Origin of the sequence: Cyanobium sp. NIES-981, assembly GCF_900088535.1 — a bacterium.
Lineage (GTDB): Bacteria > Cyanobacteriota > Cyanobacteriia > PCC-6307 > Cyanobiaceae > NIES-981.
Genome location: NZ_LT578417.1, coordinates 1,144,150 through 1,164,960, shown reverse-complemented (window position 1 = coordinate 1,164,960; position 20,811 = coordinate 1,144,150). Strand labels below are relative to the sequence as shown.

At 70.8% G+C, this 20,811-nt stretch carries 23 protein-coding genes; 6 read left to right on the top strand and 17 right to left on the bottom strand.

What is annotated here, in order from left to right; translation table 11 throughout:
• Positions 1-19: 19 nt before the first annotated feature.
• Both psaJ and CBM981_RS05860 read right to left on the bottom strand, forming a co-directional pair.
• Entirely contained in the window at positions 20-136 is a 117-nt protein-coding gene (gene psaJ / locus CBM981_RS05865) for a photosystem I reaction center subunit IX (RefSeq protein ID WP_087067657.1), read from the bottom strand.
• A gap of 81 nt (positions 137-217) precedes the next feature.
• Positions 218-715, bottom strand: a complete 498-nt coding sequence (locus CBM981_RS05860; RefSeq protein ID WP_087067656.1) for a Photosystem I reaction center subunit III — start codon at positions 713-715, stop codon at positions 218-220.
• Positions 716-823: 108 nt separating this feature from the next.
• Between CBM981_RS05860 and tsaD the strand changes: the two genes are divergently transcribed.
• Positions 824-1,879: a tRNA (adenosine(37)-N6)-threonylcarbamoyltransferase complex transferase subunit TsaD gene (gene tsaD / locus CBM981_RS05855; protein WP_087067655.1), complete on the top strand. Its 1,056-nt coding sequence runs from the start codon at positions 824-826 to the stop codon at positions 1,877-1,879.
• A gap of 42 nt (positions 1,880-1,921) precedes the next feature.
• Positions 1,922-2,131: a high light inducible protein gene (locus CBM981_RS05850; RefSeq protein ID WP_087067654.1), complete on the top strand. Its 210-nt coding sequence runs from the start codon at positions 1,922-1,924 to the stop codon at positions 2,129-2,131.
• A 77-nt stretch (positions 2,132-2,208) separates the two neighbouring features.
• On the opposite strand, the gene CBM981_RS05845 is transcribed toward CBM981_RS05850, so the two are convergent.
• Positions 2,209-3,279: a type IV pilus twitching motility protein PilT gene (locus CBM981_RS05845; RefSeq protein WP_087067653.1), complete on the bottom strand. Its 1,071-nt coding sequence runs from the start codon at positions 3,277-3,279 to the stop codon at positions 2,209-2,211.
• Positions 3,280-3,474: 195 nt separating this feature from the next.
• Between CBM981_RS05845 and wecB the strand changes: the two genes are divergently transcribed.
• Positions 3,475-4,608, top strand: a complete 1,134-nt coding sequence (wecB, locus tag CBM981_RS05840; RefSeq protein ID WP_087067652.1) for a non-hydrolyzing UDP-N-acetylglucosamine 2-epimerase — start codon at positions 3,475-3,477, stop codon at positions 4,606-4,608.
• 13 nt (positions 4,609-4,621) lie between these two features.
• Here wecB and CBM981_RS05835 read toward each other — a convergent pair whose 3' ends face one another.
• On the bottom strand, positions 4,622-5,731 hold the full coding sequence (locus tag CBM981_RS05835; protein WP_225867631.1) for an efflux RND transporter periplasmic adaptor subunit: 1,110 nt from the start codon (positions 5,729-5,731) through the stop codon (positions 4,622-4,624).
• A 173-nt stretch (positions 5,732-5,904) separates the two neighbouring features.
• Here CBM981_RS05835 and ychF point away from each other — a divergent pair, with 173 nt between their 5' ends.
• Both ychF and CBM981_RS05825 read left to right on the top strand, forming a co-directional pair.
• Positions 5,905-6,996, top strand: a complete 1,092-nt coding sequence (gene ychF / locus CBM981_RS05830; protein WP_087067650.1) for a redox-regulated ATPase YchF — start codon at positions 5,905-5,907, stop codon at positions 6,994-6,996.
• Between the two features lie 81 nt (positions 6,997-7,077).
• Positions 7,078-7,299 carry a hypothetical protein gene (locus tag CBM981_RS05825; RefSeq protein WP_157665347.1) on the top strand — a complete coding sequence of 74 codons (222 nt, stop codon included), beginning with the start codon at positions 7,078-7,080 and terminating at the stop codon, positions 7,297-7,299.
• Here CBM981_RS05825 and CBM981_RS05820 read toward each other — a convergent pair.
• A complete protein-coding gene (locus CBM981_RS05820; RefSeq protein WP_087067648.1) occupies positions 7,271-8,443 on the bottom strand; it encodes an MFS transporter in 1,173 nt (390 codons plus the stop codon). The genes CBM981_RS05825 and CBM981_RS05820 overlap by 29 nt on opposite strands.
• Before the next feature lie 122 nt (positions 8,444-8,565).
• On the opposite strand from CBM981_RS05820, the gene CBM981_RS05815 reads away from it, so the two are divergent.
• Positions 8,566-10,140, top strand: coding sequence for an alpha/beta hydrolase (locus CBM981_RS05815; protein WP_225867553.1), 1,575 nt, complete (start codon positions 8,566-8,568; stop codon positions 10,138-10,140).
• Between the two features lie 37 nt (positions 10,141-10,177).
• On the opposite strand, the gene CBM981_RS05810 is transcribed toward CBM981_RS05815, so the two are convergent.
• The 12 genes from CBM981_RS05810 to CBM981_RS05755 form a co-directional block, all read right to left on the bottom strand.
• Entirely contained in the window at positions 10,178-11,209 is a 1,032-nt protein-coding gene (locus tag CBM981_RS05810) for an ABC transporter permease (RefSeq protein WP_087067646.1), read from the bottom strand.
• Positions 11,206-12,795, bottom strand: coding sequence for an ABC transporter substrate-binding protein (locus tag CBM981_RS05805; RefSeq protein WP_172820934.1), 1,590 nt, complete (start codon positions 12,793-12,795; stop codon positions 11,206-11,208). The genes CBM981_RS05810 and CBM981_RS05805 overlap by 4 nt, the downstream gene beginning before the upstream one ends.
• 82 nt (positions 12,796-12,877) lie before the next feature.
• The gene (locus CBM981_RS05800) at positions 12,878-13,090 is read right to left on the bottom strand and encodes a hypothetical protein (RefSeq protein WP_087067644.1); all 213 of its coding nucleotides are present in this window, start codon (positions 13,088-13,090) and stop codon (positions 12,878-12,880) included.
• 386 nt (positions 13,091-13,476) lie between these two features.
• Positions 13,477-14,811 carry a homoserine dehydrogenase gene (locus CBM981_RS05795; RefSeq protein WP_087067643.1) on the bottom strand — a complete coding sequence of 445 codons (1,335 nt, stop codon included), beginning with the start codon at positions 14,809-14,811 and terminating at the stop codon, positions 13,477-13,479.
• Between the two features lie 34 nt (positions 14,812-14,845).
• Positions 14,846-15,280 carry a SufE family protein gene (locus CBM981_RS05790; RefSeq protein ID WP_087067642.1) on the bottom strand — a complete coding sequence of 145 codons (435 nt, stop codon included), beginning with the start codon at positions 15,278-15,280 and terminating at the stop codon, positions 14,846-14,848.
• Complete coding sequence (locus CBM981_RS05785) at positions 15,281-15,706, bottom strand: hypothetical protein (RefSeq protein ID WP_172820833.1); 426 nt, start codon at positions 15,704-15,706, stop codon at positions 15,281-15,283.
• Between the two features lie 98 nt (positions 15,707-15,804).
• The gene (locus tag CBM981_RS05780; RefSeq protein ID WP_157665345.1) at positions 15,805-15,972 is read right to left on the bottom strand and encodes a hypothetical protein; all 168 of its coding nucleotides are present in this window, start codon (positions 15,970-15,972) and stop codon (positions 15,805-15,807) included.
• Positions 15,973-16,067: 95 nt separating this feature from the next.
• Positions 16,068-16,712 carry a 5-formyltetrahydrofolate cyclo-ligase gene (locus CBM981_RS05775; RefSeq protein ID WP_087067640.1) on the bottom strand — a complete coding sequence of 215 codons (645 nt, stop codon included), beginning with the start codon at positions 16,710-16,712 and terminating at the stop codon, positions 16,068-16,070.
• On the bottom strand, positions 16,712-17,194 hold the full coding sequence (ruvC, locus tag CBM981_RS05770) for a crossover junction endodeoxyribonuclease RuvC (RefSeq protein ID WP_087067639.1): 483 nt from the start codon (positions 17,192-17,194) through the stop codon (positions 16,712-16,714). Before ruvC ends, CBM981_RS05775 begins: the two co-directional genes overlap by 1 nt.
• 16 nt (positions 17,195-17,210) lie before the next feature.
• On the bottom strand, positions 17,211-18,299 hold the full coding sequence (gene bchI / locus CBM981_RS05765; RefSeq protein WP_087067638.1) for a magnesium chelatase ATPase subunit I: 1,089 nt from the start codon (positions 18,297-18,299) through the stop codon (positions 17,211-17,213).
• A complete protein-coding gene (locus CBM981_RS05760; protein ID WP_087067637.1) occupies positions 18,296-19,768 on the bottom strand; it encodes a DUF3370 domain-containing protein in 1,473 nt (490 codons plus the stop codon). The genes bchI and CBM981_RS05760 overlap by 4 nt, the downstream gene beginning before the upstream one ends.
• On the bottom strand, positions 19,765-20,772 hold the full coding sequence (locus tag CBM981_RS05755; protein WP_087067636.1) for a serine hydrolase: 1,008 nt from the start codon (positions 20,770-20,772) through the stop codon (positions 19,765-19,767). The genes CBM981_RS05760 and CBM981_RS05755 overlap by 4 nt, the downstream gene beginning before the upstream one ends.
• Between the last annotated feature and the right edge of the window lie 39 nt (positions 20,773-20,811).

The window sequence follows — 20,811 nt, the reverse complement described above, 5'->3', positions numbered from 1 at the left end:
GTGAACGCCGGAGCTGATCTCAAAGGGGATGGAACAGCAGGTCGGGGAAGAAGCGGTTGAATTCGATCATGATGCCGGCGGTGATGGTGAACCAGATGGCGGTGAACACCGGCGCCGTGGTGAGGAACTTCTTCATCGGGGTGGAGAGGTGGGGTGGAGAGGTGGAGTTGCGGGGCTGAGGACTGTGGAGCGCTGTTGATCTGCCGAGGCAGAGCGATCAGCGGGGTGACACCGTGATCTTGTTGTCGGCTTCGGTGAGCTTCTTGCCCGAGAACTCGCTGAAGGCGGCCAGCGGCCAGCTTGCTGCGGCGAGGGTGCTCTTGAAGGCGAGGGGCAGATCAATCTGGATCTCCTTCATGGTGGCGTCCTTGCTGCCACGGATCGCCATCAGGTAGCCGCGGCCGGCCCAGCCGATGCAACCGGCGATGTACAGGAAGGCGATGCCCGGGATGATGAAGTCACCGGCGTGGCTCCAGCGGCCATCCACGATCAGGTGGGGCAGGCCGTCGGTGCCGCAGAGGGCCTGGCCGTACATCTCGAAGCGGGCCTTGGCCTGGTCGGTCTTGGCGCCGGCGGCCCGCTGTTGGAAGCGTGGACTCTCGGCGCAGGGAGTGAGGCCGGCCACCGAGGCGTCAGCCTTGGCCACGGGCGCGAAGCCGAACAGCAGGAAGGCCGAGAGCAGAACCGCGCACAGGCGGGGGAAAAGACGTCGCATGGGATGTCTGGGTAGAAGCCGGAGGAAGTGCCTTGCGGAAACCTGCGGTCGCGCTGGGCCGCGGGGCAGGATGTCACTCGCGGACAGTAGGGGAGCTCTCCGGACACCATGCCGACGGTTCTGGCCCTCGAAACAAGTTGTGACGAGTCAGCGGCTGCGATTGTGCGCGATCGCACCGTGCTCGCCAGTGCCGTGGCGTCCCAGGTGGAGGAGCACGCCCGCTGGGGCGGGGTGGTGCCTGAGATCGCCTCCCGGCGCCATGTGGAGGCCCTGCCCGGCCTGATTGCGCGCGTCAGTGGCGACTGCGGCCTCGGGGCCGGCGACGTGGACGCCATCGCCGCCACGGCGGCGCCCGGTCTGCTCGGTGCCCTGCTGGTGGCTTCCGTGACCGGCCGCACCCTGGCCCGTCTGCATGGCAAGCCCTTCCTGGGCATCCACCACCTGGAGGGGCATCTCTGCTCGGTGCAGCTGGGCGAGCCCCTGCCGCCGGGCCCCTATCTGGTGCTGCTGGTGAGCGGCGGCCATACCGAGCTGATCCGGGTGGATGGCCCCGGGGCCTACACGCGGCTCGGCCGCAGCCATGACGATGCGGCCGGCGAGGCGTTCGACAAGGTCGCTCGCCTCCTGAACCTCGGCTACCCCGGGGGGCCGGCGATCCAGGCCGTGTCCGCCGCGGGGGATCCCCAGCGCTTTCCCCTGCCCAAGGGCCGGGTGTCACGGCCGGAGGGGGGATTCCATCCCTACGACTTCAGCTTCAGCGGCCTGAAGACCGCGATGCTGCGCCTGGTGCGCCAGCTGGAGCAGCGCGGGGAGCCCCTGCCCCTGGCCGATCTGGCCGCGAGCTTCGAGCAGGTGGTGGCGGAGGTGCTGGTGGAGCGCAGCTGCCGCTGCGCCGTGGATCAGCAGCTGCGCACTCTGGTGCTGGTGGGCGGGGTGGCGGCGAACCGGCGCCTGCGGGAGCTGCTGGCGGAGCGCGCCGACCGCGATGGCCTGGCCTGGCGCGTCGCCCCCCTGCCCTACTGCACCGACAACGCCGCGATGATCGCCGTGGCGGCCTGCGAGCGACTGGTCGCCGGGCAGAGGAGTCCCGGGGCTCTGGGCGTGGCCGCCCGCTGGCCGCTGGAGCGGGCCGGTGAGCTCTACGGCCCCGCGCCTTGCTTCTAACGGGTGCCCTTAGGCTGGCTTCAGCGCTGCCGGCTTCCCACCATGGCCTCTGCAGATCCGGACACCGCCAGCGACTCGGCCGCAGAGCCGGCCGCCGGGAGCCCCAGCCACGAACCCGTCAGTCCTGACGAGCTCAATGCCTGGAGGCGGGGCTTCACGCCCCAGGCCGAGATCTGGAACGGCCGCCTGGCCATGCTGGGCCTCTCCGTGGGCCTCACCGTGCTGGTGCTGGCCCGCCTGGCGTTCCACTGACAATGGGTGGACAGGGCCGGGCCTGCCTGGGCTGACCCCGAGCCGCATGCCCCGATGCCGCACGTTGTTCCGGTACTTCAGGTACGTCCCCGCAGCGCCTGAGCCAGTTCATTCGGCTTGAGGCTGTGGGAGATGGCGTCCTCCGCGCTCACTCTGCCGGCCTCCACCAGATCCTGCAGGGACTGGTTGGTGGTGACCATCCCGTCGAAGCGGCTGCGCCGCATGATTTCCTCGATCTCATCGAGTTCCGCCCTCTGGATGTAGTCCCTGCAGGCATCGGTGTTGATCAGGATGTCCTGGTAGGCCGTCCTTTCGCCATCCGTGGTCTTGATCAGCCCCTGGGCGATCACCCCGAGCAGCGATTCTGAAAGGGCACGCCGTATCTGGTCCTGTTCATTGGGGGGATACATCCCCAGCACGCGTTCCACTGACTTGATGGCCGAATTGGTGTGAAGGGTGCCAAGCACCAGATGGCCGGTCTGGGAGGCTTCGATGGCGGTGGCCAGGGTTTCGCGGTCGCGGATCTCGCCGATCAGGATCACATCGGGATCCTCCCGCAGGGAGGCTCTCAGGGCATTGTGGAAAAGCTTGGTGTGGTGGCCGACTTCGCGCTGGCGGATCAGTGACTGATCACTTTCATGGACGAACTCCACAGGATCCTCGATGGTGAGGATGTGGCGTCTCATGGTTTTGTTGATCCAGTCCACCATGGCCGCCAAGGTGGTGCTCTTGCCGCAGCCGGTCGGCCCGGTGACCAGGATCAGGCCCTTCGGTCTGGCACACAGATCCCGCAGCACCCGCGGCATTTCCAGATCGTCGAGGCTGGCAATCGTCTTCGGAATCAGCCGCAGCACCATGGCGGGGCCCCGCATGGAATCCATCAGGTTGATCCGAACGCGTGCGAACGGAAACGTATGGGACGCGTCGTACTCCTTGTCCTGAAGAAATCGATCGATTTCCGCTGGGGTGAGCATTTCGCGGAGCCAGGCGGTGAAGGTGGCCTGGTCGGTCACCGGCCAGCCGGTGCGGAGCATGTCGCCCCGGGAGCGGTAGCGAGGTGCTTCTCCCACGCCCGCGTGCACATCGGAGTAGTTGCGGGCGTAGGCCAGCCGCACGATGCCCTCCAGGTTGGGAGGGATCGGTCCCATCTCCTCTGGCTGCCCTGCCCCGGCGTCGCCCGGGGGCGGGGGGGATCCGGTATGGCGCCGGCCTGGGGCCGGGGCGAGGGGGGAAACGGTGAGGTGGTCATCGGTGGCCGGCTCCTGCTAGCAAGCTTCGCGGCTTTGCTGGGATCTGTCAGCTCCTGGGGCAGTTCCTAGGATCCGCCGGTTTGCAGGCCTGTGTTGACCGAGCCTCCTGGGCGCAAGCCCCTCGTGAGCATCGTGCTGGGCACCCGGCCTGAGGCGATCAAGCTGGCGCCGGTGATCCTGGCCTTCCAGCAGGCCGCCGACTTCCACACCCGGGTGGTGCTCACGGGGCAGCACCGCGAGATGGTGAGCCAGGTGATGGAGCTGTTCGGCCTTCGTGCCGATCACGATCTGGCCCTGATGGCGCCGCAGCAGACCCTCACCCACATCACCTGTGCGGCCCTGGAGGGGCTCCGGCTGGAATTTGCTCAGCACCGGCCCGACCTGGTGCTCGTGCAGGGGGACACCACCACGGCCTTTGCCTCGGCCCTGGCCGCCTTCTATGAACAGATCCCGGTGGGACACGTGGAGGCGGGCCTGCGCACCGACAACATCTTCGATCCCTTCCCGGAGGAGGCCAACCGGCGCCTGATCTCCCAGCTGGCCCTGCTCCACTTCGCGCCGACCGAACAGTCCGCCGCCAACTGCCGGACCTCGGGCGTGATGGGCCGCATCCTCACCACGGGCAACACCGTGATCGATGCCCTGCTGCGCATGGCGGAGCGGGCGCCCTCCCTGGCCCTGGAGGGTCTGGACTGGCAGCGCCAGCGGGTGATCCTCGCCACGGTGCACCGGCGCGAGAACTGGGGGGAGCGCCTCCAGGAGATCGGCCGGGGCTTCCTGGCCGTGCTGGAGCGCTTTCCCGACACCGCCCTGCTGCTGCCCCTGCACCGCAATCCCACGGTGCGGGAGCCGCTGCAGGCGCTGCTGGGCGATCATCCCCGGGCCTTCCTCACCGAGCCCCTCGACTACGACCAGCTGGTGGCGGCGATGCGGGGCTGCACCCTGGTGCTCAGTGATTCCGGTGGTCTGCAGGAGGAGGCACCGGCCCTCGGCAAGCCGGTGCTGGTGCTGCGCCGCACCACGGAACGGCCGGAGGCCATCGAAGCCGGCACGGCCAAGCTGATCGGCACCGCCAGCGCCGACATCCTCGCCGAGGCGTCGACCCTGCTCACCGATGCCGCCGCCTATGAGGCGATGGCCCGGGCCCACAACCCGTTCGGGGATGGCCTGGCCAGCGGGCGCATCGTGGAGGCCGCGCGGGAGTTCCTCTCCGCTTCAGCAGGCTGAGACCCGCGGGCCCTCAGCGCTTCTTCTTCGACCAGGGGGGCAGGTCGATGAAGACCCGGGTGCCTGGCTCCAGACCCGAGAGGATCTGGGTGTCCTTGCCGCCGCTGATGCCCAGCTCCACCGGCTGGAAGGTGGGCTGACGGTCCTTGCCCACCAGCAGCACGCCCGGACGCCCCTCCTCGGTCACGATCGCCACGGTGGGCACCAGGGTCTTGGCCTGCACCCGCCCCGTGCTGAAGTCCACGTCGGCCGTCATGCCGATGCGCAGATCCGGCTGCTCGCTGCTGAAGCGCAGGATCACATCGAAGGAGGTCACGTTGTTGACCTTCACGGCCCTGGGGGTGATGCGCTTCACCACGGCCGCGAAGCGGCGATCGGGAAAGGCGTCCACCCGCACCACGGCCTCCTGGCCCAGGCGGATGCGGCCGATGTCGCTCTCCGGCACCTTGGCCACCACCTCCAGGCCCTGGGCCAGCTCCACGATCGAGGAGCTGGTGGCGCCCGCCGTCGCCGAGGCGGTGGTGGTGGGGGTCACGAAGGCGCCGGGGTCGGCGTAGCGCTGGGTGATCACCCCGGAGAACGGTGCCCGCACGATCAGATCGGCCTGCTCCACCCGGCGGGCGGCGAGCCGCTGGCGGGCGGCCTCGACCGCCGCCTGGTCCACCAGGAAGGTGCTGCGCACGGTGTTGTAGTCGCTGAGGCTGATGGCCTTCTGCTCATAGAGCTTCTCGTTGCGCTCCAGCTCGCTGCGGCTGCGAACCAGCTCCGCCTGTGCCGACTGCAGCTGGGCCTGGAGCTCGCTGATGCGGTCACCGAGGTCGCCGCTGTCCATCCTGGCCAGGGGCTGACCGGCCTGCACCCGGTCGCCCTCTTCCACGAGCAGCTGTTCGAGCAGGCCCTGCCGCTTCGGGCTCACGTTCACCCGTTTCTCGGCGTCGAGTTCGCCCGAGGCGCTCACCACCCCCGGCAGGTCTCCCGAGTTCGCCAGCACGGTGTAGGGCTCGAGGTTCCTGGAGCCGGCGCCCCGCTGGCGCTGCCACAGAACCACGCCGGCCACGATCAGCAGCGCCGCAGCCGCTCCGGCGCCGACGCGCCGGCGCCAGCGGGGCTGGCGGGGAGGCAGGGGGGTCACGGCGGGACTGGCGCTGCTGGGTTCGCTGCCGGGCTGGCTGGCGGGACGGTCGGGATCGGCCGTACGCCGGGGCCGGCGTGGGGAGAGGGTAGGAATGGACCTGACCGGAGCTCACCCCAGTTTCGCGGCTGAGGCCACCGGTCGGCGGCCCGTAGATTCGCCCCATGCTCAAAGCCGGAATCGTCGGGCTGCCCAACGTGGGCAAGTCGACCCTGTTCAACGCCCTGGTGGCCAATGCCCAGGCCGAGGCCGCCAACTATCCCTTCTGCACGATCGAGCCCAATTCCGGGGTGGTGGCCGTGCCGGATCCGCGCCTGCAGGAGCTGGCCACGCTCAGCCGCAGCAGGGAGATCATCCCCACCCGCGTGGAGTTCGTGGACATCGCGGGTCTTGTGAAGGGTGCCAGCCAGGGTGAGGGCCTGGGCAACAAGTTTCTGGCCAACATCCGCGAGGTGGACGCGATCGTGCATGTGGTGCGCTGCTTCGACGACGACGACGTGATCCATGTGGCCGGTTCGGTGGATCCCGTGCGGGATGCCGAGGTGATCAATCTGGAGCTGGCTCTGGCGGATCTGGCCCAGGTGGAGAAGCGGCGCGAGCGGCTCAAGAAGCAGGTGCGCACCAGCAAGGAGGCCCAGCAGGAGGATGCGGTGCTGGAGCGCCTCCAGGCGGTGCTGGAGGCGGGTGGAGCCGTCCGCACGGTGGCCCTTAGCCCGGAGGAGCAGGCCCTGATCCGGCCGCTCGGACTGCTCACCGCCAAGCCGATCATCTACGCCAGCAACGTGAGCGAGGACGATCTGGCGGCGGGCAATGCCCACGTGGAGGCCGTGCAGACCCTGGCGGCCCAGGAAGGTGCGGAAACCGTGAGGATCTCCGCCCAGGTGGAGGCCGAGCTGATCGAACTGCCGGAGGAGGACCGCGCCGAGTTCCTCGAGGGGCTGGGCGTGAGCGAGGGGGGACTGCAGGGCCTGATCCGGGCCACCTACGCCCTGCTGGGTCTGCGCACCTACTTCACCACCGGCGAGAAGGAAACCCGTGCCTGGACCATCACCGCCGGCATGACGGCTCCCCAGGCGGCCGGTGTGATCCACACCGATTTCGAGCGGGGCTTCATCCGGGCCCAGACCATCGGCCATCGGCAGCTGGTGGAGGCCGGCTCGCTGGCGGAGGCCCGCAACCGCGGCTGGTTGCGCAGCGAGGGCAAGGAGTACGTGGTGGCGGAAGGGGATGTGATGGAGTTTCTGTTCAACGTGTGAGTCCTCGGCAGGCCCGGGCAGCAGCGGTTCCGCCACAGGTCCGGGGGATCGGCAAGAATCGGCTCAGTTGCAGTGGACACCATGCGCCAGCAGGACCCGGGTGCCCCCAATGCCCCCCACACCCCCAGCCGCCCCGACGTCCCCCGGACGGCGGCCGCCGATCACCCCCACAACTTCGACGTGCAGAAGGAGCTGCATCAGCAGATCCGCAACGATCCCGACTACGACGACTGGGAATACGGCACCGAGCCCCTGCCCCATGAGGCCTGGGCCCTCAGGCAGCCGCCGCAGGCCTCGGCCTGATCCGCTGCACCAGCAGCAGGCCCCCGACGCAGAGTCCGGCGGCCGTCCACCACACCCCCAGGCCGTGGCCCTGCCGGTCCAGGGCCATTCCGGCCAGCAGCGGCGCCCCCAGGGCGCTCAGGGCAAAGCACTGGGAGAAGAGGGCCATCGCCACTCCCCGATGGTCCACCGGGGTGAGTTCCACCACCGCCTCACTCGCCACCGGCAGAAAGGCGGCTTCCCCGAGGGCCAGGGGAACCTGGGCCAGCACCACCAGGGCCACCCCGTTGCTGCTGAGCGCTGAGCCCCCCAGCAGGGCTGTGCCCACCGCGAAGCTGCCCAGGCTGAGGCCGAGCCCGATCCGCACCGGATGCCGGGCCAGCGCCCTGCCGACCGGCCACTGAATCAGCACCAGCAGCCCCAGCTTGAGGGCGATCAGGGCCGCCCCCAGGCTCTCGGGCAACGCCTGGCGTGCCAGGCCCCCCCGCACCAGGTCGAGCGGCAGGGCGCTCTGCATCAGGGCGGGCAGGGCCGTGGCCAGCAGAGCGACGGCCAGCACCGGCAGCAGCGGACCCAGCCAGGCTCCCCCCAGGCGGCCGCTCGCACCACTGCCGGCACGCCTGTCCGGATCCGGCAGCCGCCGGAGCAGCAACAGGAGCACCATGGCGCTGAGGCACAGCATGTCCACCAGGTAGATGCCCCGCAGCAGCCCCATGCCCGCCAGCAGCGTGCCGATCAGTGCTCCAGCGGCAATGCCGGTGGCATCGGCACTGCGCACCAGGGCGTAGCCCCGGCCAGAGCTCACCGGGGCGGGCCCCTGCCGGCAGCTCAGCGGTACGGCCAGTTCGATCGCGGGCCAGTAGAGCCCCATGGCGATGCCGAACAGCAGCTGTCCCTGGAGGTAGGCCCCGAAGTCCCGGGCCTGGAACAGGAGGCTGTCCCCCACCAGGGCGGCCAGGGCCGCCAGCAGGACGGGCACGGAGCAGTTCACGCCCCGATCCAGCATCCAGCCGCTCAGGAAGCGGCTCACGGTGCCAGCCAGGGCGGCGAGGGCCACCCCCTGGGTCACGCTGGCGGCGCTCAGGGCCTCCTGGTGGAACACCATCGGGGTGAGGTACAGCACCCCGCCGGCCCCGATCGATCCCACCAGCCGCAAGGTGGCCACTTCGCGCAGTGGCGCGGGAAACTGGAACCACCAGCCTCGGCGCTGCGGCGTCCTCCCCGTTGCCAGTTCGGCTTCTGCCAACACCTTCTCCTCGCCTGCTCGGAGTTCTCGCCAGTCTGCTGGTGTTCTTTCCGCCGCTGGCGGCCCAACCGGCCCGGGCGGCCTCCGAGCTGGTGGTGGAGCTGGATGGCCTTCAGCTGCCCCTCGATCTCGACGATCTGGAGGCCTGGACCCTGGACCCCCAGGGCGCCACGAGCAGCCTGGCGCTGTGGCTGGATCTGCTGGATCCCGGATCCCGCCGGGGACTGATCCGGTTGCTCCGCGCCCCCCTGCTGCGGGATCGCGGCTTCGGGGTTCAGATGCTGAGCAGCTGGACCGGGGAGCCGTTGCTGCGCGAGGTGGGGGGCCTGATCACCACCCCCGCCGGAGACAACACCGGCGTGCTGCTGCTGGCGACCCTGAGCCAGCTGCTGGAGCGCCAGAGCACCATCACCTCGCTGGACCTGCTGCGGGCCCTCCCGCCGGAACGGCTGCACCTGCGCGTCGATGGTCTGCTGGAGCTGGCAGGCGACTGGCGCCGGCAGCTGCAGCTCCAGGAGAGGGCGATGGCCGAACTGCGCGCCCTGCCCCTGCCGCGGCGCAGCTCACGCACGCTGCTGCTCGGGCGGCAGGACCACGGCAGGAGTCCCCAGCGGCTGCAGCTCGCCGTTGCCCACCGCTCCTCTCCCCTGCCCCTGGAGCTCTGGCCGGCCCGTCAGGCCAAGCGCGGACCCTGGCTGCTGCTGATGCCGGGGCTGGGGGGCAACACCGAGCAGCTCAGCTGGCTGGCGGCCGCCCTGGCCGAACGGGGCTGGCCGGTGCTGCTGATCGAGCATCCCGGCAGTGATGAGCGGGCTGTGAAGGCCTCACTGGAGGGGGAGGGGCCTCCGCCCGGAGCCGAGTCGCTGCCGGCGCGGCTGGCCGATCTGCAGGCGGTGCTGGCGGCCCAGCGGGATGGCGGCCTGCCGGCCTTCGGGCCTTCGCCGGCCGGTGAGGACGGCATGGTGCTGTTTGGCCATTCCCTCGGAGGGCTGGCGGCGCTGATGGCCGCCGGCCTTGTGCCGGAACAGGGCCTGGCGCAGCGTTGCGAGCAGGCCCTCTCCTCGTTGCCGGTCACCAACCTCTCCCGCCTGCTCCAGTGCCAGCTGCCCCAAGTGATGGGGGATGGCGCCCGGCAGACCTTCCCCGTGAGCGGCTCAGCGCTGCAGGATGCGATTCCGCTGCGCGGCGTGATCACCTTCAACGGGTTCGGGAGCCTGCTCTGGCCTGCCCGCGGTCTTGCGGACCTCAACCTGCCTGTGATGGTGGTGGGGGGCAGCCTGGATCTGGTCACCCCGCCGGTCACCGAGCAGCTGGATCTGTTCCTCGGGAACCGGCACCCCCGCAGCCGTCTGGTGGTGGTGGACGGCGGCAGCCACTTCTCGCCGGTGCGCATGACCTCCCAGGGGGAGCCGCTTTTCCGGCTGGGGAATCAGCTGGTGGGCGAAGACCCCCGCAGGGTGCAGGATCTGCTCCTGGCTGCCACGATCGAGTTCCTGGAGGGGTGGCAGCATCCCAGCCTCCTCTCGCCCCAGCGCCGGGTGCACAACGGCATCACCGCCTATGTGCTCGATCAGGGCCAGGCACGCCGTTGGCGCGACCGGCTGGGGCGCCCCTGAGGCGGATGGGGGGCCTGCGGCCCCGGCTCAGACGTGCTCAGAAGCGGATGCGGGGATCGAGCAGCGCCACCAGCACATCCACCGTGACCGTGACCAGCACCACCAGGGCGGCCACCACCACCACGATGCCCTGCACCAGGGGGTAGTCGCGCTGGCTGATCGCCTCCTGCAGCCGGTAGGCGATGCCCGGCCAGGAGTAGGTGACCTCGATCAGCAGGGCGCCCCCGATCAGCGAGGCCACGGTGATGCCCGTGATGGTGAGCACGGGCAGCAGCGCGTTGGGCAGGGCATGGCGCAGCACCACCCGTGCCTCGCCCAGGCCCCGGCTGCGGGCGGCCTCCACGTAGTCGCTGGCGAGGCTGCGGCGCAGGTTCAGCCGCAGGGCGTTGGCGAAGATGCCGCTCAGCAGCAGCGCCAGGGTGCCGGCCGGCAGCGTGAGGTGGCGCACGGTGCCGAGCAGAGCCTGCCAGTCGCCGCTGTGGAGGCCGCTGCGCAGGCTGTCAAGCAGATAGAAGCCGCTGCCCTCGGGCGGCAGCAGGGTGGGAGGGAACCGCCCGCCCACCGGCAGCCAGCCCAGCCATACGGCGAAGATCAGCTGCACCACCATGGCGGCCCAGAACGGGGGCAGGGCGTAGGTGCCGATGCCGTAGAGGCGGCCGGCCAGATCGAGCTTGCCCTCGGGCCGGGCGATCCCGGAGAAACCCACGGCCAGGCCCACCACGGCCGCCAGGATCAGGGCCACGCTGCCCAGCTCCAGGCTGGCGGGCAGGGTCTGGCCGATCACCGTGCTCACGGGATCCTGGTTGGTGAGGGACGTGCCCAGATCCCCCCGCAGCAGATCGCGCAGAAAGCCGCCGTACTGCTGCCAGAGGGGCTGATCCAGGCCGAGGCGGCTCCGCAGCGCCGCCCGGGCCGCCTCCGGGGCGCGGGTGCCGAGCAGGGCGTCGATCGGATCCCCCGGCGCCAGCCGCAGCAGCAGGAACACCAGCGTGGCGATCAGCCAGAGCATCAGGGGCGCCAGCGCCAGCCGTGCCGCCAGATACTGCGCCAGAGCCCGGCGCCGGCTCATGGCTGCACCGCTTCCGTGTTGGCCTCGACGCCCATTCCCGTGCGGGTGAGGGCCTGCAGCTGCAGCCGTCCGGATCCATCGAAGCGCGGCCGGCTGACGCCGGGCTGGGCCCAGGCCCGCGGGGCCACCAGCCAGAGGGGGATGTAGGGATTGGCGCCCGCCGTGATCCGCTGGATCCGCTGCAGGAGGCTGCGGCGCTCGGCACCGCTGCTGCTCTCGCTGCGCTGCAGCAGAGCCTGCAGGCCCGGCTGGGCCCAGAAGCTGCCGCTGGCGGCGCTGGCGCCCTCCAGGCAGCGGTGCTGCTCCTCCTTCTCGCAGGCCAGCAGGGGAATCAGGTAGTTGTCGGCGTCGGGAAAGTCCCCCATCCAGTCCAGCAGGATCAGGGTGAAGGCCCCTTCGCCCAGCTGGCGGTAGGCCGTGGTGGATTCCATGCCCGTCACCTCCAGCTGCACACAGTCGCCCAGGTCCTGACGCAGCTGAGCCTGCCAGGTGAGGGCGAAGAGGCGGTCGCTGGGGATGTTCGAGCGGAAGGTGAGCGGCACCCGCAGCGCCTGGCCCTGGCAGTAGCCCGCCTGGCGGTAGAGACTGCGGGCCCGCACGGGGTCGTAGCGCACCCAGGCGACGGGATCGGAGCCCGGCAGGCTGGGGGGCACCAGCTCCCGCAGGGGCGGCCGCAGCCCCAGGGTCACCCGCTCGCTGATCGTGTCGCGATCGAGGCTGTAGGCCAGGGCCCGGCGCAGCGTGGGGTTGTCGAACGGCGGCTGGTCGCTGAGCAGGGTGAGATAGCTGATCTCCAGGGCCGCCCCGCTGCCCTCCCGCAGCTGACCCTGCCGGCTGCGCCGGCGCAGGGCGGCCTGCTGGTCGATCTCCAGGCTGGTGGAGAGGAGCACATCCACCTCGCCGCTGGTGAGGGCACCGAACAGGGCGGTGGAGTTGCTGAGCGACACCAGGTCGATGCCGTTGTTGGCGGGCTGGCCGCCCCAGTAGTCGGCGAAGGGCTCCAGCCGCTGCTGCTGCTTGCTGAAGAAGGTGAGCCGGTAGGGGCCGGTGCCCACGAAGCGCTCGTTGAGCAGCCGCCGCCCGTGCTGGCGGTAGGCGGTGGGGGAGAGGGGCGTGAGGGCCACGGCGCTGAGCAGCTCGGCCAGCGGCGCGAAGGGCTGGCCCAGGCTGAGCTCCAGGGTGTGGGAGTCGACCGCCCGAACCGCCGTGACCCGGTCGCCGAGGAGATAGCTCAGCTTGCCGATCGCCAGGAAGCGCTCGAGGCTGAACACCATGGCGGCCGCATCGAAGGCGGTGCCGTCATGGAACCGGACGCCCCGCCGCAGGGGAATCCTGGCGGTGCGGCCATCGGAGCTCAGCTGCGGCAGCTCCAGGGCGAGGCGCGGTTCCAGCTGCCCCGATTCGGTGACGGCATAGAGCGGATCTCCGATCGCGCTCAGCAGCTGCATGGCGCCGAAGGTGTAGGCCCCGGCGGGATCGACGCTGTCAACCCGGTTCCGGCTGGCCACCACCAGCCGGTTGCCGCTCGCTGCCGGGGACTGGGAGCCGGGGCTTCTCGGCAGGCAACCGGCCACGGTGGCGGACATCACCAGCAGCAGGACAGCCAGGGAGAGGGGGGTCAGCCGCAGAGCCCGATGCAAGCGATGGCCCTCAGAAGCTGGGAGCCATTCAAGAGCGGTGGGGCCGGGCCGGCCGCACCCGTTGCAGGGAAATTTCAAATACTTCCGAGCCGTGGCGGGCCAGGGGCCAGCGGCGCAGCCAGCAGCGGTCGTGGCGATCGTCCACGCCGATCACCTGGTAGAGCTGCTCCCCGGAATCGAGAAGCACGCACTCGCCCTGGCTGGGCGTGGTGGTGGCAGTGGTGCAGAAGAGGGCCGTCATGGGGCTGTCAGGACAGAAGGAAAACGGGGTACTCGGGGGAAGGTGCATCGACGTTGGCGCCATGGTGCGGACCTTCCAGGGGTGGAAATGTTCATGCGGATACCATCTGGGCGGGTCGTGCGCGGATGGAGATCAACGGCCGGGTGCTGAGCGTCGCTCTGTTGGGGGCTGCCTGATCATGTGGGGCTGCCTGATCAGCACGTGCCGGTGTGGTGCCGGTTTCTTCACGATGTCTTCAGCTCTCTCCACTCTGGCCCCTGGAGGTGGCTCCGCGCCAGGGGGGAACGATCGGAGCCGCTGATGATCCTGATCAGCCGGCTGCCCCGGGCCCGGGGCTGCGCAGGGCCACCTCAGCCTCTGAGGGTGCGCACTCAGAGCGTGTGCACTCAGAGGGTGCGCAGGCAGGCCGCCACCGACTCCACTTCGGGCAGGGCTTCGATCCTGGCCAGGGCCCGGCGGAAGTTCGCCTCCAGCACCTCGTGGGTGATCACCACGATCTCGGCATCCGCATCGCCGCCGTCCTGGTCCTGGGCGGCGAACTGCACGATCGACTGGATCGACACACCGGCCTCGCCGAAGCAGGTGCCGATCTTGCCGATCACCCCCGCCTCGTCCCGCGTCCTGAGCCGCACATAGTTCCGGTGGGTGGTGAGGGATCCCTCCACCAGCGAGCAGGTGCGCCAGCTGCCCGCCGCCAGCAGGGGATCCAGGCTGCCGCCCGATCCCCCGGTGGCCTGCCGGATGCCGGCGATGTTGAGGATGTCCGCCACCACGGCCGAAGCGGTGGGGCCGGCCCCGGCCCCGGGGCCGTAGAACATCACCTGCCCCACCGGATCGCCTTCCACCAGGATGGCGTTGTTCACACCGTTCACCCCGGCCAGGGGGTGGGTGCTGGGCACCAGGGTGGGATGCACCCGCACGTCCAGGAGGGGGTGGTCACTGCTGGCGTGCTCCCCCTCGGCCTCCATCAGCTGGGCCACGGCGAGCAGCTTCACCACGAAGCCCAGGCGGGCGGCATAGGCCACATCGCGGGCCTCGAGCTGGTCGATGCCTTCGGTGGGAATGGCACCCCGGGGCACGGTGCCGCCGTAGGCCAGGCGGGTGAGGATGGCGATCTTGTCGGCGGCGTCTCCCCCCTGCACGTCGGCGGCGGGATCGGCCTCGGCATAGCCCAGCCGCTGGGCATCGGCCAGCACGTCCGCGTAGGCGGCGCCCTCGGCGGCCATGCGGCTGAGGATGTAGTTGGTGGTGCCGTTGATGATCCCGCTCACCCGCTGGATGCGGTTGCTGCCCAGCGACTGCTTGAGCGGTTCGATGATCGGGATGCCGCCGCCGACGGCCGCCTCGATCAGCACGTAGACCCCCTGCGCGGCGGCCGCAGCGGCGATCTCCTCGCCATGGCGGGCGATCACGGCCTTGTTGGCCGTGACCACGGGTTTGCCGGCGGCGATCGCCCGCAGGATCAGCGTGCGGGCCGGCTCGAGGCCGCCCATCACCTCCACCACGATGTCCACGCCGGGATCGTCCACCACCGCCTCGGGGTCGGTGGTGAGCAGCTCGGCTGGCGGGGAGGTCGGCCGGGAGCGGTTGAGATCCCGCACCGCCACCCGTTGGAGCCGCAGGGCGGCCACCAGGGGATGGCGGCCTTCAGGGCTGGCCAGAATGCTCGCCACACCGGCGCCCACTGTGCCCAGTCCGAGCAGGCCGATGCCGATGGTCATGCTGTGGTGCCCCGCAATGGCTGGATCCTAGAAATCAGGCCGCCAGCGCTCTGGCCTGGGCCTGCATCATCGCCAGGATGTTGAGAAAGCCGTTGGCCCGCGACGGGGTGAGGCTGCCCTGCAGGCCGGTGGCGGCGATGAAGGCCGGATCGATCGCTGCGGCCTGCTCGGGGGTGAGGCCCTCCAGGCCCTCGATCAGCAGGGCCAGCAGGCCCTTGGTGATGGCGGCGTCCGAATCGCCTCGCCAGTGCAGGTGGCCATCCAGCAGCTGGCCCACCACGTACACCTGGGACACGCACCCCTTCACCTTGAAGGTGTCGCTGCGGAACTGCTCCGGCAGGGGTTCGAGCTTCTTCGCCAGCCACAGCACGTATTCGTAACGGCGCCTGGGGTCGGAGGTGCCGGCCAGGCGCGCCACGATGGAGTCGAGGGCGGGGCTGCCCGTGGCCCCCGATGTGGGCTCAGCCATTCAGAAACGGCGACGCAGGGCCAGCATGCCTGCTGCGCCGCCACCGATGAGAGTCAGACCCGCCAGGAGGTACCAGGGATCGTTCACGCCACGCCGGCTGTTGAGCGGCGGCCGCAGGCCGAGGGCTGCTCCGGTGCGGCCGGTCTCGCTCAGCTCCAGATAGTCCCGATGGCCGGGCCCGCGGTCCACCTGCACTTCCCAGTCCTTGGCGGCCTGGCTCGGCAGGCTGAAGCGGATGCGGCCGCTGGCATCGGTGCGGCCCACCTCGATCGGCTCCCCGCCTGGGGGGAGCAGCCTCACGACGGCGTCGTCGGCGGGTTCCCCGGTGCTGAAGCGGCTCTCCAGCATCAGCTCGTCATTGACGGCCGTGATCCGCTCGAGACTGCTCTCGATGGCGTGGGCCCACACCGGCGATGGCCCAGCCACGGCAGAACCGACAACAGCGGCCACGACGAGGGAACCCAGGACCCGGGCAGGAGGAAGCGAGGGGTGGACCATGGTTCGCCGTGGATGCAGGAGATGGGTCAGGAGTCTTTCCAGCGACTCTCGCGCGTTTTACCGGCCTGCACCATCCGCAGCATGGACGTGACCATCATGGACAGGGCGTCGTGGCTGTCGCTGCGGCCCGCCAGCTCCGAGGCCAGAACCCGCTCGGCGGCGCTGGGCGCCCCGGCTGCCGAAGAGCTCGCCATGGACAGGGATCCAGCGGTCATCGTCACGGGCGGAATGAGCACTGCGGCGATCTTGGCAGAGGTGCATGGCCAGGCCGGGTCCTGTTGCGGGTTTGTCAAGGTTCGCGACACGGCCGGGTGAGGCCTGCCTCGCTGATCCAGCCGTCCATCGGGATGTCCCAGGGCTCCTGCGGCAACCGATCGACCACACAGCCCTGGGGCAGCACCGCCAGGGCCTCGACCCGACGCCAGTCGGGGTCGCTGCGCAGCCGGTCGTACCAGCCTCCGCCGTAGCCGAGGCGGAGGCCGTGCCGGTCGACGGCCAGGGCCGGCACCAGGATCAGGCGGAGGTCGGAGGCGGCCAGATCGCCGGCGCTGCCAGGGGGAGCGGGAATGCCGCAGGCATCGGCCTGCAGCGCGGCGCCCGGTTGCCAGGGCCGGTAGTGCAGCCGGCCGGCTGCGATCGCCGGCAGGGCCAGGCGGCCCCGGCAGGCTGCGATCGCCTGCAGCACCGGCCGCAGATCGGCCTCGCCCGGCAGTGGCCAGTACAGGCCCAGCCATCCCCTCGCAGCCGGCCGGGCACCTGGCTGGGCGGCATCCTGTGGCGATGCCGCCGCCAGCAGGGTGGGCAACTGAGCCGCCAGCACCTCCGCGAGCGCCCCGGCGCAGGCCGGCAGCAGGGTGCGGCGCCGTTCCCGGAACTGCTGCCGCAGCAGACGTTTCCGGGCCGCGGAGGCTGACGGGGGCTCGGGATGGGGCATCACCGCTGGAACCAGCCCGTGAGGGCGGCCGCGAGGGCGTCGGCGGCATCGTCCGGCCGGGGGGGGGCCTCCAGGGCCAGCTCCCGCATCACGGCCTCCAGCACTTCGGGCTTGTCGGCATGGCCGTTGCCGGTGAGGGCCTGTTTGATCTGCATCGGCGGCAGCTCCATCACCGGCACCCGGAACCGTGCCAGGGTCATGATCACCACCCCCCGGGCCTGCACCACGGCGATGGTGGTGCTGGAGCGGTAGAAGAAGAACTTCTCCACCACCGCCAGCTGGGGCCGCCAGCGCCGCAGCAGCACCCGCAGGTCGGCCGCGATCTCCACCATCCGCTGGCCCTCGCTGCGGCCGGGATCGGTGCGCAGGATGCCGCAGTCGAGCAGCTGCTGGGGCTGGGCGGAGGCCCCGGGCTCCTCCTGCACCTCGATCACGCCGTAGCCCACCCGGGCCAGCCCCGGATCGATGCCCAGGATGCGCACCGGGCCGGGGCCGCCCCTAGGCCACCAGGGCCAGTTCGAACTGGCTCCGGTCGCTCGTGTCGGCCCGGTCGAACACCTTGCAGAACACCTTCACCACCCGCTCGCCGGAGTCGATCTGCTCGAGGGGATCCTTGCGCAGGCGGTGGCGCAGGCAGCAGGCGGCCACCCGGGCCACGTCGTCCTCGCTCACCTCGGTGCGGCCCTCGAAGGCGGCCAGGGCCCGGGCGGCGCGGTTGGTCACGATGTCGCCGCGCAGGCCGTCCACATCGAGCTCGCCGCACACGGCGGAGATGCGGATGCGCAGGTCGTCGTCGATCTCCACCTGGGGCAGGCGGTTCTGGGCCTCCACCACCCGGGCCTGCAGCGCATCCTGGGTGGTCTGCACCGCGGCGTTGAAGCCGTCGGGATCGTTGTCGAAGGCGGTGCGCTGGTCCACCACCTGCACGCGCAGCTCGGGGTCGCGCACGGTGCGCACCTCCACGCTCATGCCGAAGCGATCCAGCAGCTGGGGCCGCAGCTCCCCCTCCTCGGGGTTGCCGGAGCCGATGAGCACGAAACGGGCCGGGTGCCGCACGCTCACCCCCTCCCGCTCCACCGTGTTCCAGCCCGAGGCGGCCGAGTCCAGCAGCACGTCCACCAGGTGGTCGTCGAGCAGGTTCACCTCGTCCACATAGAGCAGGCCGCGGTTGGCCTTGGCCAGCAGGCCGGGTTCGAAGGCCCGCACGCCCTCGCTGAGGGCCTTCTCGATGTCGATCGTGCCGCAGAGGCGGTCCTCGGTGGCGCCCAGGGGCAGGTCCACCATCGGCACCTGGCGCTGCTCCACCGGCAGCTGCTCGCCCTGTTCGGCCCGCTGGCGCACCTCGGCGCTCTGCAGGTCGGGGTCGTCGGGGGAGCTGTTGTAGGGGTCGCCCGCCACCACGGGGATCTCGGGCAGCAGATCGGCCAGGGCACGGATCGTGGTGCTCTTGCCCGTGCCCCGGTCGCCCATGATCATCACGCCGCCGATGCGCGGATCGATCACATTGAGCAGCAGGGCCAGCTTCATCTCCTCCTGCCCCACGATGGCGGTGAAGGGGAAGACCCGGCGCTTGCGGGCTTGCGTCACGGTTGGCGGCTGGCTGGGGTCGGAGGGGATTGTTTCACAGGCAACAGGCTGAGCACCTGGGGCGGGGTGGCGTCGGCGGGGTAGATGAGCCGCACCCGCAGGCTGCGCTGGGCTCCCGGGGCCAGGCTCACGGTGCCCAGGGCGGGGCCTGGGTCGCCCGCCCGCTGCACCAGATGGAAGCGGCGGCGGCGGCTGGGCCGTCCCCCCGGCCCATCCAGCCCGCTCACTTCGATGGGCCCCCGGAACATCACCGCCCTCGAGGGGGTGACGTTGAAGCGGAGCCCCCCCTCGGGCCGGTCGCCCTTGATCGGCGATTCCAGCGCCAGCTGCAGGGTCACCGGCGTGCTGCCGGTGTTGCGCAGCGGGATGGTGAGGTCGTACTCCACGCCGTAGTTGCCGTGGGCGGCCCAGGCGGTGCCGGGGTAGAAGGCCTTGAGCTCGGCGGTCTGGATCTGGTCGGTGCCGAGGCTGCCCCGTTCGAGCGAGGCGATCGGCCAGGAGATCGGTGCGGCGGAGGCGCTCAGCCAGCGCTGGCCGGGATCGGTGATGGTGCCGCGCCAGGTGCTGCCGATCTGCACGCCGCTGACGCGGGAGTAGATGATCCGGCCGCTGGCCCCCCGCGGGGTGGGCGTGTGCTCCTTCGGGCTGAGCCCACCGTCGAGCAGGCGGGCCCAGGTGTCCGCTGGCGGTGGGCTGTCGTTGGGGCCGAAGGCGGCCAGGGTGGCCAGGCTCACCGGGCCGCTGCTCAGCAGCCGCAGCTGCAGGTTGCGGCCGTTCAGCAGGGGATCGAGCCCCCGCACCGGCAGGGGGAGCACCAGCAGGCTGCTGGGGCTGCCGGGGGGGAGGGTCCACTGGCGCGGAATCTCGGGGCTGGTTGTGCGGGCCAGCAGCTCGGTGGCCACCCGGCTGCCCGGGCCGGCGTAGGCCGGGGTGGTGGTTTCCGCCAGCAGCGGCGGCAGCGGCAGGAACGGTGCCCCCGCCATGGCCGGATCCAGGGATTGCGAGAGGGCGGTGGAGCCCCCCAGCAGGCGCAGGGTCACCGGCTTCGGCCCCCGCGGCTGGGCCACCACCGCCAGCCAGAGGGTGGAGTCGAGCGTGTCCGGCTTGCCGGCATACACGTGGTGGCTGAACAGATCGAAGCGGCCGCTGAGGGGGACATCGAGATGGGCCTCCGGCACGCCGCGGCCCCGGCCCGCGAAGGTGGAGAGCAGGATCCCGGGCCCCGTGATCAGCTCCGGGTTGTTGTCGTTGACCACCAGCACGGTGTCGAGCCCGCCGGGCAGGGGGGCCACGGTCTGGGGCCGCAGCACGGGCGCCGGCGCCGGCGCCGTGGCTGGTGCTGGTGCCGGGGTGGGGGCCGCGGCCGGGGCGGGTCTGGCGCTGCGCGCCGCGGCGGGGGGCGGCAGCAGGACCGTGGCGCTGACCACACCGGTGGCCACGGAGAGCAGGAGACGGAGGGGGAGAGTCATCGGCGGCCCACGAGGGTTTTGGCGGATTCGGCGGCCATCGAGCGGATCAGATCGGCGGAGCGGGGGTCGTTGAACGGCCCTTTCACCATGAAGGCGGCCACGGCCCGTTGACCGTTGGGGAGGTGGATCAGGGCGGCGTCGGCGTAGGCGATGCCGATGTCACCGGTCTTGTTGTAGACGGTGATGCCGTAGCTCAGCAGTTCGTTGTCGGGGTCGGCGGCATCCTTGCCGAGGCCCTGCAGCAGTCCGAGGGGGATCAGCGTGTTGGTGCGCGACGTGCCCATGATCTCGCGGAACAGATCCCGGGCCCGCGGGCTGAGCTTCTCGCCGGTGTCCACCAGGGCGATCGCCTTGGCCAGATCGCGGGCACTGGTGGTGTTGGTGCCATCGAGATCCGGAAGCCAGTTGTTGATCACCGTGGCCGGCAGGCCCAGGGCCTGGAAGCGGGCGTTGAGCTTGTCCTTGCCCCCCAGGCGCTTGATCAGCAGGTTGGTGGCGCTGTTGTCGCTCACCCGGATCATCTCGGTGGCCGACTCGAAGAAGGGGAAACGGGTTCCCACCGGCTTGCTGGCCATCCAGCCGGCGCCACCGCCCACCACCTCCTTGGTGAGGGGGAGGGGCTCGTTCCAGCGGATCTTGCCCGCATCCACATCCTCCAGGCTCGCCAGCAGGATCGGGGTCTTGATCGAGCTGGCCGCGGGCAGGGCCTGATCCGCCTGCAGTTCGGCGTAGCGGCCGTCATCCAGCACCAGCAGAAAGCCGCTGGCCTGCAGACCCTTCTGGGCGGCTGCCAGCCGGGCCCAGGTTTGGCTCAGGGCCGTGAGCTGCCGTTTCGGTTCGAAGCGGCCCGGATCCAGGGTGCGGGCCGATGCCTTGTTGGCGGGGTCGAGTTTCGGGGCCTCCACCGCTCCGGTGGCCAGATGGGGGGCCAGCAGCTTGAGCCCCGTGCCCGCCAGCACCCCCAGCCCGATGCCCATCACCGTGAGGCGCAGCAGCAACCGCATGGGGTGGCCCCAGCCGGCACGCGGGGTCTGGGGTGGGCG

What these genes read in the sequence shown, in the direction of transcription:
- CBM981_RS05790 (WP_087067642.1), bottom strand. Translation starts at nt 15,280, where the DNA reads ATGGCTGAGCCCACATCGGGGGCCACGGGCAGCCCCGCCCTCGACTCC.
- CBM981_RS05850 (WP_087067654.1), top strand. Translation starts at nt 1,922, where the DNA reads ATGGCCTCTGCAGATCCGGACACCGCCAGCGACTCGGCCGCAGAGCCG.
- CBM981_RS05845 (WP_087067653.1), bottom strand. Translation starts at nt 3,279, where the DNA reads ATGGGACCGATCCCTCCCAACCTGGAGGGCATCGTGCGGCTGGCCTAC.
- CBM981_RS05800 (WP_087067644.1), bottom strand. Translation starts at nt 13,090, where the DNA reads ATGACGGCCCTCTTCTGCACCACTGCCACCACCACGCCCAGCCAGGGC.
- psaJ (WP_087067657.1), bottom strand. Translation starts at nt 136, where the DNA reads ATGAAGAAGTTCCTCACCACGGCGCCGGTGTTCACCGCCATCTGGTTC.
- CBM981_RS05805 (WP_172820934.1), bottom strand. Translation starts at nt 12,795, where the DNA reads ATGTCCGCCACCGTGGCCGGTTGCCTGCCGAGAAGCCCCGGCTCCCAG.
- CBM981_RS05825 (WP_157665347.1), top strand. Translation starts at nt 7,078, where the DNA reads ATGCGCCAGCAGGACCCGGGTGCCCCCAATGCCCCCCACACCCCCAGC.
- tsaD (WP_087067655.1), top strand. Translation starts at nt 824, where the DNA reads ATGCCGACGGTTCTGGCCCTCGAAACAAGTTGTGACGAGTCAGCGGCT.
- CBM981_RS05860 (WP_087067656.1), bottom strand. Translation starts at nt 715, where the DNA reads ATGCGACGTCTTTTCCCCCGCCTGTGCGCGGTTCTGCTCTCGGCCTTC.
- CBM981_RS05760 (WP_087067637.1), bottom strand. Translation starts at nt 19,768, where the DNA reads ATGACTCTCCCCCTCCGTCTCCTGCTCTCCGTGGCCACCGGTGTGGTC.
- CBM981_RS05810 (WP_087067646.1), bottom strand. Translation starts at nt 11,209, where the DNA reads ATGAGCCGGCGCCGGGCTCTGGCGCAGTATCTGGCGGCACGGCTGGCG.
- CBM981_RS05780 (WP_157665345.1), bottom strand. Translation starts at nt 15,972, where the DNA reads ATGGCGAGCTCTTCGGCAGCCGGGGCGCCCAGCGCCGCCGAGCGGGTT.
- ychF (WP_087067650.1), top strand. Translation starts at nt 5,905, where the DNA reads ATGCTCAAAGCCGGAATCGTCGGGCTGCCCAACGTGGGCAAGTCGACC.
- CBM981_RS05775 (WP_087067640.1), bottom strand. Translation starts at nt 16,712, where the DNA reads ATGCCCCATCCCGAGCCCCCGTCAGCCTCCGCGGCCCGGAAACGTCTG.
- CBM981_RS05795 (WP_087067643.1), bottom strand. Translation starts at nt 14,811, where the DNA reads ATGACCATCGGCATCGGCCTGCTCGGACTGGGCACAGTGGGCGCCGGT.
- CBM981_RS05755 (WP_087067636.1), bottom strand. Translation starts at nt 20,772, where the DNA reads ATGCGGTTGCTGCTGCGCCTCACGGTGATGGGCATCGGGCTGGGGGTG.